Annotated in this window: 7 protein-coding genes; 5 read left to right on the forward strand and 2 right to left on the reverse strand. The window is 67.0% G+C overall.

Annotated features, from left to right (window positions below; translation table 11 throughout):
- The 5 genes from BUS12_RS21730 (at nucleotide 1) to BUS12_RS38870 (ending at nucleotide 2,619) form a co-directional block, all read left to right on the forward strand.
- Entirely contained in the window at nucleotides 1-996 is a 996-nt protein-coding gene (locus BUS12_RS21730) for a HEAT repeat domain-containing protein (protein ID WP_074299199.1), read from the forward strand.
- Entirely contained in the window at nucleotides 993-1,277 is a 285-nt protein-coding gene (locus tag BUS12_RS21735) for a gamma-butyrobetaine hydroxylase-like domain-containing protein (RefSeq protein ID WP_074299201.1), read from the forward strand. Before BUS12_RS21730 ends, BUS12_RS21735 begins: the two co-directional genes overlap by 4 nt.
- 99 nt (nucleotides 1,278-1,376) lie before the next feature.
- Nucleotides 1,377-1,760 carry a hypothetical protein gene (locus BUS12_RS21740; protein WP_253190183.1) on the forward strand — a complete coding sequence of 128 codons (384 nt, stop codon included), beginning with the start codon at nucleotides 1,377-1,379 and terminating at the stop codon, nucleotides 1,758-1,760.
- 92 nt (nucleotides 1,761-1,852) lie between these two features.
- A complete protein-coding gene (locus BUS12_RS38865; protein ID WP_074299205.1) occupies nucleotides 1,853-2,326 on the forward strand; it encodes a hypothetical protein in 474 nt (157 codons plus the stop codon).
- Between the two features lie 146 nt (nucleotides 2,327-2,472).
- Nucleotides 2,473-2,619 carry a hypothetical protein gene (locus tag BUS12_RS38870; protein ID WP_171991696.1) on the forward strand — a complete coding sequence of 49 codons (147 nt, stop codon included), beginning with the start codon at nucleotides 2,473-2,475 and terminating at the stop codon, nucleotides 2,617-2,619.
- 96 nt (nucleotides 2,620-2,715) lie between these two features.
- On the opposite strand, the gene BUS12_RS21750 is transcribed toward BUS12_RS38870, so the two are convergent.
- Together BUS12_RS21750 and BUS12_RS38875 are read right to left on the reverse strand one after the other, a co-directional pair.
- On the reverse strand, nucleotides 2,716-11,421 hold the full coding sequence (locus BUS12_RS21750; protein WP_074299206.1) for a glycoside hydrolase family 94 protein: 8,706 nt from the start codon (nucleotides 11,419-11,421) through the stop codon (nucleotides 2,716-2,718).
- Between the two features lie 91 nt (nucleotides 11,422-11,512).
- The gene (locus BUS12_RS38875) at nucleotides 11,513-11,683 is read right to left on the reverse strand and encodes a hypothetical protein (protein ID WP_171991697.1); all 171 of its coding nucleotides are present in this window, start codon (nucleotides 11,681-11,683) and stop codon (nucleotides 11,513-11,515) included.
- Between the last annotated feature and the right edge of the window lie 77 nt (nucleotides 11,684-11,760).

Below are 11,760 nucleotides of genomic sequence, written 5' to 3' on the forward strand. Positions count from 1 at the left end.
ATGACCGTGCCGTCCATCACCGCTCTTCACCTCGACGCACTTGACCCGGAGAGTGCCGCGCTACTCGCGCGTCTTGCCGATGACGACGCCGCCGTGCGCCGCATCGCGCTACTCGACATCGCGGATCTCGAAGACATCGAACTGGTCCCCGCGCTGGTTAGCGCCTTGCGTAACGATCCCGCACCGGAAGTGCGGCTCGAAGCAGCGCGCGTGTTGGCGTCGTGGGAACAGGAAGAAACTGTCGAAGCCCTGTGCAGTGCGTTGCTCGATACGGACGAAGCAGTGCGTGCCGCCGCTGCGCAAAGTCTCACCGAATTGAAGGATCCTGCATCGGGCGTAGTACTAAGAGGCTGGGTCGAACACCCCGAGCCATTCGTGCGGGCCGCGGCCCTGCGAGGGCTGCGTGAACTGCGCTTTGGCGCGGCCTTCGACCCGGCTCTGCACGCGCTCGCGGATGTCACCTCCGCCGTCCGGCTGGAAGCAGTCGGCGTGCTCGGCTGGTTGAAGGACTCAAACGCCTTGACGCCGCTCGCCGCTCTCGCCACCCACGATGCCGACACGGACGTGCGCCGCGCCGCCGTCGGCGCACTGGGCTTTGCGCCCGCCACGGATGCCGTGGTCACCGCCGCGCTACTCGACGCATTGCGCGACACCGCCTGGCAGGTCCGCGAAGAAGCTGCCACGACACTTGGCAAGCTGCGCGCATCCACCGCTCGCGATCCGCTGATCGCAGCGCTCGGCGACGACTACTGGCAGGTCCGCCTGCGTGCGGTGCGCGCGCTCGGCCAGACCGGCGACGTCAGCGCCGCGCCTGCGGTCGCCGCCCTGCTCACGCACACGGTCAGCAACCTGCGCAAGGAAGCCGCGCTGGCGCTCGGCGAACTGCGCGATCCGCAGACGCTGCCCGCGCTGCGCGAGGCCCTGCAGGATCGCGACCCCGATGTGCGCAAGGCCGTCCGGATCGCCTTGCAGCAGATCGAAGGCGCAGCCGCATGAACGCGCCGCAGCAGATCGCCACGGACGCCGTCGCGCGTACGCTGACGCTGCAATGGTCCGATGGCCGACAGCAGCAGATCGCGCATGCTCAGTTGCGGCGCGCCTGTGCGTGTGCCGAATGCCGCCGCGTCCGGCTCGACGGCGGCACGGTGCAGGCGTCGCCCGACCTGACCCTGACGGACGTGCAGCCGATGGGTTATGGCGTGCAGCTCGTCTTCAGCGACGGCCACGCGCGCGGCATCTATCCGTGGCGCTATCTTGCGGAGCTTGCCGGGACGTAAGCGGCATCGGGCAAGGGTTTTGCAGGCGTTCGAAGCGAACAGTCGCCAACGGCCCCGTTTAGTGTTACTTTCAAGCAAGCGTCACCGCCTTGCGTGGGCTTGATTGCTCCCCCGCGGCCCAACCCACCCTGGAGCACCCTGATGAGCAAGAAACCGTACGCTGAAGATGCCGGCGACTCGAATGAAACAACCGAAGCCACCCTGCTGGCCTTGACCACGCAAATTGGCCTGTTCGTCGTCGCGAGAACGCTCGACAGCCGCTGTGCAGCGAAACTCATCAAACGCCTGAAAAAAGAAGCGGAAGCGGTTTCGGAAAGCGGCAATGCGACGAAACCCGAGCGCAAAGCCCTGGAGAAAGCGTTCGAAACGGTCGACGCCGCCCTGCGCGACCACGATGCGGGATTGCTGGTCACCGCCAACGCCGCGCTGCGCGCGACCGACGACAGCGCCAAGGAATCGAAGGCTCAACGCAGCACCCAGTAGAGCGCGCGATTGCGAATGCCTCCGGCCGCGAACGGTGCAGGTGCGCTCCGCTCACTCATCAGCAATGATCAGACAAGCGCACAGGAGCATCCATGAACACCAAGCACAGCAAAAAGGAACATCTGGAAGCGGCCGCATCGCATCACGAGCAGGCGGGACGATTGCACCGCGAAGCGTCGCGGCATTTCGAGGACGGTAAAGACTTCGCCCACGCCGCCCATCAGGCGATGCTGGCGCACGGTCACACCTTGCATGCCATCGACCGCGCCAACGAGGCGCTCAAACATCACGCGGGCGCACCGCTTGCCGTGCCGACAGCGGACGGCCCTGCCGACAGCCACGCCGGCGCCGCCCAGCATCACGCCATCGCAGCCGAGTTGCATGAGCAGGCCGCCCGGCATCTGCGTAACGCCGTCAAGCACTTCGATGAAGACCGCGGTGCGGTCGCTCACGACACCCAACTGGCGCTCTCGCTTGCGTTACGCGGCCTGTTTCACGGCAACGAGGCCGCGAAGCAGCATGTCGCGGCGTTACGCGATAAAGATCCTGCGAAGAACACCACGTAACCTCAGGCTACGGCACCGGTAAACGGCCTGCTTGCCGGTACGCAACCGTACCGACTTCCCGCGGCGCTGCGAGCACCCTTTGGAAGAGCGGCTCTGGTCACTTCAAGCCCGAGCGCGTCTCTTCTGCAAAAGAAAGGGGAACTCACATGAAAGACCATCCACGGGTATGGATCCTGATCGCGCTGTCGCTGATCGTCAGCCTGAGCGCGTGCATTCTGGTCCCGGTCGGCGACGGCGATCATCATGGCGGCGATTATCACGGCGACTATCACGCCGATCATGGCCAGTACTGATCACGAGCATCCACCTCGCACCTCGCGCCAGGTTTTGGAGCGAGCGACGCCAGACGGAATGGGCGTCGCTCGCTCCCTCGCTCATGCCATGAAACGCTAGCCGCCCGGCTGCCCGAGCGTCACCGTGACGCTGTGATGCGCGCCGTCGTCCACCAGTTGCACCGAGTGCTCCCCAGCATCAAGCGCTCTACCGTCCACGATCATCTCGCTCACACCCCGACCTGCTCCATGCGGATTGTTCACGACGATGTCGTAGCGTGAAGCCCCATGGCGGAATACGGCGCTAAAGCCGGGCCAGGCACGCGGCACACAGGGGTCGATCGACAGTGCATTGCCGTGCTTGCGCATGCCGAGCACACCTTCGATTCCGGCGCGATACATCCATCCCGCCGAACCCGTATACCAGGTCCACCCGCCGCGTCCGACGTGCGGCGCGACCGAGTACACGTCGGCAGCGACCACATAAGGTTCGACCTTGTAGCGGTTCGCCCCGCTGCGCGTGCGGCTGCGATTGACCGGATTGAGCATCGCAAACAGTTCGGCGGCGCGATCGCCATCGCCCATTTGCGCCAGCGCCAGCACCGACCACATGGCGGCATGCGTGTACTGGCCGCCATTCTCGCGAATGCCCGGCGGATAACCCTTGATGTACCCCGGATCGAGCGGCGAGCGATCGAACGGCGGCGTGAACAGCAACGCGAGGCCGTCGTCGCGGCGAATCAGCCGGGTATCGAGCGCAGCCATCGCCTGTGCGGCCCGTGCAGTATTCGCCACGCCCGACAACACGCTCCACGACTGGGCAATCGCGTCGATTTTGCATTCCTCGCTCAAGGCGGATCCGAGCGGCGTGCCGTCGTCGAAATAGGCGCGCCGGTACCATTCGCCGTCCCATCCCGCCGTTTCGAGTGCTGTGCGCAGCGCCTCGGCACGCAGCAGCCAGCGTTCGGCCCTCGCGCCGTCGCCACGCGCTCGCGCGAGCGGCGCCCATGCCGCCAGCGTGGCGCACAGCAACCAGCCGAGCCAGACGCTCTCGCCACGGCCCGCCTCGCCCACCCGGTTCATGCCGTCGTTCCAGTCGCCCGTGCCCATCAACGGCAGGCCGCGCTCGCCGAATAGCGCAAGGCTTTGCTCAAGCGCACGCACGCCATGCTCGAAGAGCGACGCGCTGCTCTCTGAAACGGCCGGCACGAAGTAGGCATCATGCTCGCCGTCGCTCAGCGGACGGCCGTCGAGAAACGGCACGTCGACGTCCAGAATCGCCGCGTCGCCGCTCGCATCCACATAGTGCGCCACCGTATAGGCCAGCCACGCGCGGTCGTCGGAAATGTGGGTGCGCACGCCCGCGCCGCCTTGCGGCAGCCACCAGTGCTGCACGTCGCCCTCCGGAAACTGCCGGGCGGCCGCCCGCAACAGATGCTCGCGTGTCAGTTCGGGACGCGCCACGACGAGCGCCATGCCGTCCTGCAACTGATCGCGGAACCCGTACGCGCCGCTGGCCTGATAAAAGCCCGCACGCGCCCAGATCCGGCACACGAGCGTCTGGTACAACAACCAGCGGTTGAGCATCAGGTCCATGGTCCGATCGGGCGTCACGACCTGGACCGCGCCGAGCGTGTCGTCCCAGAACGCCGTCACCGCCGCGAGTACCGCGTCGAGGTCGGCGTCGCGATAGCGCTCGACCAACTGCCGGGCGGCCTCGGTCGAGGCCGCTTCGCCCAGCACGAACACCACTTCGGCGATGCCGCCCGGTTCCAGTTCGAGCGTGGTCTGCAAGGCCGCGCACGGATCGAGTCCCGCTCCGACCTTGCCTGACAATGGCGCGTCGTCATCGGCGGCGGCCAGTCCGGCGGGATAGTGCAAGCTGCCGTTACGGCCGATGAACTCGCACCGGTCCGCGCTCCAGGTGGTCTGCTTGCCGCCCAGGTCCGCAAAGGCCACGCGCCCTCGATACGCTTCGGCCCAGCCGTTGCGGACGAACATGGCCCGCGTCTGCACGTCGATTTCGCTGATGGTGTAAGGCGCTGCCGTACTGCGCGACGCCCCCAGCGCCCATTCGACGTACGCCGTCACCGAAAGCCGGCGCGTGCGTCCGGACAGATTGCGCAGCGTCAGACGCGAAATCTTCAGCGGGTCGTCGAGCGGCACGAATTGCAGCAGGTCGAGCGCGATGTCTTCCGCGGTGTGCGTGAAGCGGCTGTACCCCTGGCCGTGACGCGCGATGTAGGGCGCGGCACCCGGAGCGTTGTCGCGCACAGGGTTGGCCTGCGGTCCCCACAGCGCGCCCGTATCGTCGTCGCGCACGTAAAACGCCTCGGCTGGTGGATCGCCGACCGGATCGTTCGACCATGGTGTCAATTGATGCTCGCGGCTGTTCGACGCCCACGTGTAGCCGCTGCCCTCGGCCGACACCAGGAAGCCGCAAACCGGATTGGCGATCACGTTGACCCACGGCATCGGCGTGCATTGGCCGGCCGCGAGAATGGTGACGTATTCGCGGCCGTCGTCCGCAAAGCCGCCCAGACCGTTGAAGCACTCCAGCCCAGCACCGGGCGCTGCGGTTTTCACGGCAGCGGGCAGCGGCAGCGCGCTCAGCAAACGCCGCGCGCGCGGCTGGCCAGGCGGCGGCGTGCTGACGAGGCGCCGCAACTGATCCAGCAGGCGCCCGTTGCGCGCGGCCAGCACGGCACGCGCTGCAACCGGAAACAGCGCCCGCGCGTCGGCGGACATGAGGTCGGCGCGCAGCACAAAAATGCTGCCGCGCGCGGCGCCGCCCGCCTGCTGGGACGGTTGCGCCTCGCCGGAACGCACGAGCGTTTCGAGCGCAGCCTGCAAATCCTGCACATACGACGCGGCGCGTTCGTTGATGATGACGAGATCCACCGCCAGCCGCTTCATATGCCAGTACTCGTGCGCATGCACCAGTTGCCGCACCAGCGCCATGTGTTCGATATCGTCGATGCGCACCAGCAGGATCGGCAGATCGCCCGACACACCATGCGCCCAGAGCGGCGCGGCGCCCACGCCGCCCGCTGCCGCCACCGCGGCGACACCCCGCTGCAGCGCGAGCGAACCCGGCCGCAACGACGGGTCGCTGTACAGCATGTGACTGGCCATGCGCTGGAACAGTCCTGCCTCATCGGCACTCACACCGTTGTGGCGCAACTGCACCTGCGCCTGGGTCCATGCGAGCATCGCCGCGCGCGCAAACGAAGCGCCGTCGCGATGCTTGTCCACCAGATCCAGCAGTTGTGCGCGCGAATCGGCGACGATGGTCCAGAAGGCCACTCGTGCCGTCGCGCCCGGTTCGATACGCAACCGCTGGCGCATCGCGAAAGCCGCGTCGAGCACGACCCCTGCCGAGTTGCCGAGCGCGCGCTCATCCGCGAGACCTAGCGGCGAACGCACGCTACGGCCACGGCCGATAAACCGCGCGCGGTCCGTTTCCACTTCGAGCGCGCCGACGGTCTTGCCCTCGATCACCGCCAGATGCGCAGCCCACACCTCGGGTTCGTCCGGCGCGCGGCGGCGCCGGGTCGCGAGGATCACCCCGCTCTGTGCCAGATACTCCGTCTCGACGAAGAGTTTGGAGAAAGCCGGATGCGCCTGATCGGCGGCGGGCGGCGCCAGCACGATCTCCGCATAGGAGGTGAACTCGATCACCCGAGCCCGTGGCCCCGAATTGGCCACCGAGACCCGTCGCACTTCGGCATCGTCTTCGGCGGACACCACCACGTCGAGCAAGGTGGTCAGCGTGCCGTCGCGCCGCACGAACTCGGCGCGATCCTCGGTGAAGATCACCTCGTAGCTGTCGGGCACCACGCCCGTCGGTTGCCACGCGGCTGACCAGAACTCGCCGCTTTCGACGTCGCGCAGATACAGGTAGCTGCCCCAGTCGTCGCAGGTCGCATCCTCGCGCCAGCGGGTTACCGCCAGATCGCCACGGCGGCTGTAACCGGAGCCGGCCGAGGTGATCATCACCGCGTAACGGCCGTTGCAGAGCAGATGGGTGGCAGGCGACGGCTCGCTGGCCGAGGTCAGGCGCCGCGCCGCCGCCGGCTCGACGCCGCGCAGCGGTCCGGTCGTGCGGTTCTCGTCGACCCGCAGATGGGCGACCGCCACCCTGCCCGGCATGCGCTCCTGCAACAACAGTTCGGTGGCCTGAATGGCCGGCTCGGCATGGAAGAATTCGCGGATGCAACCGCCCAGCAGCGCGTTGGCGATCGAGACAATCGTCATGCCCTGATGATGCGCCATGAACGCTCGCACCACCGCCACCGTCTGCCCCTCGGGCACCCGGGAGGGCGTGTAATCGAGCGCCTCGTAAAAGCCGAAACGTCCGCAGGCGCCTGCCGCGCAGAGACGCTTCAGGTTATCGGTGGCTGCAGCGGGATCCACCATCGCGGCCAATGCGGTCGCATAGGGGGCAATCACCGCATCGTGACCAAGGCCGCGCTTCAGGCCGAGATCGGGAATGCCGAAGCTCGAGTATTGATAGGTAAACTCAAGATCGCGTGCGTTATAGGCCGACTCCGAGATGCCCCACGGCAAGCCGAGCGCGCGACCGTAACCCATCTGCCTGTGCACCACGAGCCTGTTGGTTCGCGCAATCAGGCTGCTGGCCGGCGCACGCATCACCAGCGACGGCATCAGGTATTCGAACATCGAACCGGACCACGAAATCAGCGCGGCGCCGCCAGGCACCGGCGTCGCAATACGGCCGAGGCGGAACCAGTGACGCGCGGGGATATCGCCCTTGGCGATCGCTACGAAGCTGGCGAGCCTTGCCTCCGAGGCCAGCAGGTCGTAGCTGCTCGGATCGAGCCGGCCATCGGCGACCGCGTAGCCAATCGAAAGCAGATTGCGCACGGGGTCCAGCAGAAAGCCGAATTCCATCGCATTGGCCATCGTCAACGCCGTATCGGCCAGGACCGTCAGCCGCTCGCGCAAGCTCGCAGGATGGTTCGCAGCGTTCGCGTCCTGTCCGCATTGTTCCTTGCTGTGGCTGTGGATTGCCTGCTCCAGCGCGTCGACCCAGAACCGCACGTCGTCGGCGGAAGGGTTCTGATCCGGGCGGACTTCATCGACGAGTGCACGCGCAATATCAGCCACCGTGGCGGCAAGCAGCGTGATGGCCGGCCATGCCGGTGTAACGACGACGCCTTGCGCGCCGAAACCGCCTGCCGCCGGCGCGACTGCTGCTGCCGCAATCACATGCGGTTCGTCGGCAGGCACATCGACAAGCGCGGCCCGCAGTGCCGCCACAGCCTGATCGAACTCGTCGTGCAACGCGAGGCGCGTGCGATCGACGTGACCCTGGCTCTCGCGCAGCGCGTCGCACAACAAACCCAGGTTGTCGCGGATGCCCGCCAACGCCACGTTGCAACGGCTTTGCGCGGACTGTGCCGCCCATGCGCGGCAGGCGTTACCCAGCGCAATCAGATGACCGGCGAGATTGCCGCTATCGACGGACGACACGTACTTCGGCTCCAGCGGCCGCAAATCCTGGGTGTCGTACCAGTTATAGAAATGGCCGCGAAAGCGTGCGAGGCGCTGCATCGCGGCGAGCGTCGTCTCCAGCCGCGCCACGCTGTCCAGCGTGCTGGCCCAGCCGAATTCGCGCGCGCTGACGGTGGCGAGCAGATAGAGCCCGAGGTTGGTCGGCGAGGTCCGATGCGCGACGACCGGGCGCGGATCCTCCTGGAAATTGTCCGGCGGCAGCATCTGGTCGGCAGGCGTGACGAAGGTCTCGAAGAAGCGCCACGTGCGACGGGCATGGTGTCGCAGTTGCTGGGCGTTCTCAGGGCTGACGACCAGATCGCCGGCCGCCCGCGGTGCGCGACTCGACCAGTAAGCGAGCGCGGGCGAGGCGAGCCAGCCGGCCACGAACGGCACCCCAAGCCACGCGCCGTGATGGCCGAAGCGCCACGCCACCACCGCGCTGGTTGCCGCGCCGAGCAGCGCAAGCGCCACGCCGGCGCGCATGCGCACGAAAGTCGCAGCCAGCGTCAGCCGTTCGCGGGCACCGGCTTCGGCGGCCGTCGTCCATTCGAGCAGATGGCGGTGACTGACCACCACACGAAACAGCGTGCAGGCGATCGCATCGCTCATCGACCAGGTTTCTTCGGCGAGAAAGGCAATCGACATGCCGCATTTGCCGAGCGCGAGCCACAGGTCGTCCAGCCAGACGCGCAAGCGGCTGCTCAAGGTCATCTTCACGTGAGGGCGCTGCCAGCGCGGGATCAGCGCGCTGAGGGTCGGCAGCAGCACCGGCAGCACGATCGTCGCCATCACGAAGATCGTCCACAGCAGCGCGACCGAAAACGGCAAGGTCCAGCCCACCAGCAACGCGACGAATGCAGCGGGCGCAGTGAGCGTGCGACGCAGGTTGTCCAGCATTTTCCAGCGGGCGGTGGCATGCAGCGTCAGGTCGGCGCGCCGGTGCAGCGTCATGAGCCACGGCAGCAATTGCCAGTCGCCGCGCGCCCAGCGATGCTGGCGCGCCGTGGAAACGTCGTAACGGGCTGGAAACGCTTCGACCACTTCGATGTCCGAAGCAAGTCCGGCCCGCGCAAAAATCCCTTCGAAGAGATCGTGGCTCAACAGGGTGTTGTCGGGCACCCGGCCCGCCAACGCGGTCTCGAAGGCATCCACGTCGTAGATGCCCTTGCCGGCGTACGAGCCCTCGTCGAAGAGATCCTGATAGACGTCCGATACCGCGGCCACATACGGATCGATGCCGCTCGGGCTCGACGAGATACGCTGAAACAGCGAGCCCTCCGCGCCCACCGGCAACGACGGCGTCACGCGCGGTTGCAACACCCCATAGCCCTCGACGATCCGCTGGCTCACCGGATCGAACACCGCGCGATTGAGCGGATGCGCCATCTTGCCGATCAGACGGCGCACGGTGTCGCGCGGCAGGCGGGTGTCGGCGTCGAGCGTGATGACGTAGCGCACCTGCGACGGCACCGCGAGCGGCACACCGTCGCTGGCCACGAACGAGGTATCCAGCGCACCGCGCAGCAAGCGGTTCAACTCGTGCAGTTTGCCGCGCTTGCGCTCCCAGCCCATCCACTGCGCCTCTTCGTCGTTCCACGTGCGGCGCCGGTGCAGCAGGAGGAAGCGCTCGCCGTCCGCTGCGCCCGGGTAGAGACGGTTCAGCCGGGCAATGCCCTGGGTCGCGGCCTCCAGCAGACCGCTGTCGCCCTCGGTTTGAGCCGTGGGGGAATCCGTCCAGTCGGATAGCAGCACGTAGTAAAGCTCGCCTCCGGGGCTCGCCAGATGATGAATCTCCAGCCGCTCGATCTGCGCGGCCAGCGCGGCCGTCGTGGTCAGCATCGTGGGCACGGCGACCACCGTGCGCAAGGTGGAGGGAATCCCGTTGCGCAGTGCGAGACCCGGCAGCACGATGGCGCCGACATCCCGCATCACACCGCGATTGACCACCGCCACCGCCAGGTCCAGCGCGGGCAGCACGCCTGCGAGGCCCAGCCAGATCAACCACCGTGTGTGAGGCGCGAGACCGCTCGCGAGGACCAGCACGCCTGCCAGCAGCAGCGCCGCCAGCAACACGATGCGGCCGACGTATCCGCCCAGGCCGGCGCGGCGCGTAATCCGATGCAGCCACTCGGCAGCCGGCGGACGATAGCCGAGCGCCGCCTCAAGTGCCGGGCGGCCGCCCGCCAGCAGGTGATAGCCGGGGTCGCCTGCGCGCCGCTGCCCGGCTCCGGCGGCGGAGACCGCGCGGCGCGCGATCTCCGTCTCGCTCACCGACGAACCGCGCGCCAGGGCTTCGATCGCCCCGCGATACAGATTGCGCGTGGAGAAGTCCATCTCGACGAAACCGCTGTGCGTGCGCAGGATCTCGTCGACGGGGCTGATCCGTTCGAACAGTTCGGTCCAGTCGACGTCGGAGATCAGCCGCATGCTGGTGATCACGTTGCGCACGGTCAAGCTCGCGGCGCCCTGCTGCTGATGCACCGCCGCGACGATGCGGTCCGCCGTGGTGTCCTGGGCGGCGAGCCGCTCGTGCAGCCAATTGACCGCCGGCGTGACATCCGGGTCCTGGTCGTGCAGCCGCTGCAGCAGTTGCACCGCGAACGTGTCGCGCAAGGCGGAACGCCCATAGCGCGCAACCAGCGCAGCCACCGCCTCGGGCGTATGCTCGCCGACGCCGAGCAGGCGGTCGGCCATTGCGTCGGCGTCCAGACGCGCGGTTCTGCCGGCGGTGATCTGATCCGCGAGACGGCGCAGATTTTCGATCAGCACAATGCGCAGCGTGATCGCCACCGCCCAGAGTTCGCCGATCGTCAGCGGCTGCACGGTCTGATAGTCGCGTACGAAGCGGCACAGCAGGTCGGGATCGAAGCGGCTATCCGTATGTGCGACGAACGCCCAGGCCAAACCGAACACGCGCGGATAACCGGCGAACGGACCGCTGCTGAGTTTGGGTAGCTGACGGTAGTAGCTGCGCGGCAGGTCGTCGCGAATCTGCCGAACCTGCTCTTCGACCAGATAGTAGTTGTCGAGCAGCCATTCGGCCGCCGGCGTGATCGCTTCATCGTGAGCGGCCGCGGCGACGGTTGCCTGGTACGCCAGCAACAGGTGCTGTGCGTTGTCTTTCAGACGCGTCGCAAGCGCGGGGCGGGCCGAGGCGCGTTTCGAGACAAGCTGGGCTCGGGCAAGGCTGTGCGCATGCTGCGCCAGTCGTTCCTCGCCAAAAAGTTCCTCGCGGACCGGCTCGGTGCTGTTCCATGGCGAAGGCGAGTTGCCTCCGCGCAGAACACGCGAGAATAAAATCATTGAAATACCTTCCTGCCAGGGACAGCGTGATCGTCGACGCTCGCCAGATGGCTGCGCCGAGGCCAGCGGAAAGCGTCCCTTTTACAGCTCTTTACTTCGCGGCCTTCGCTACGCGCGGGGCCGGCTGATAGCGCCACTTGCTCGCCGCCGGATCGATACGTGCGGCGTCCTGCTGGCGTTGCTCGGCCCGTGCGGCATCGGCGAGGCCGAATTCGGCGCGCCTATCGCGGGTGGGGTTATTGGCATCGGGTAGGAATGGCATAAAACCTTCTGTTTTCTGTGATCATGTGGACCAGACGGTTCGCTCAGTCGGCATCGGAACGCTCAGGATTGCCAGGC

Origin of the sequence: Paraburkholderia phenazinium (assembly GCF_900142845.1) — a bacterium.
Taxonomy (GTDB): domain Bacteria; phylum Pseudomonadota; class Gammaproteobacteria; order Burkholderiales; family Burkholderiaceae; genus Paraburkholderia; species Paraburkholderia phenazinium_A.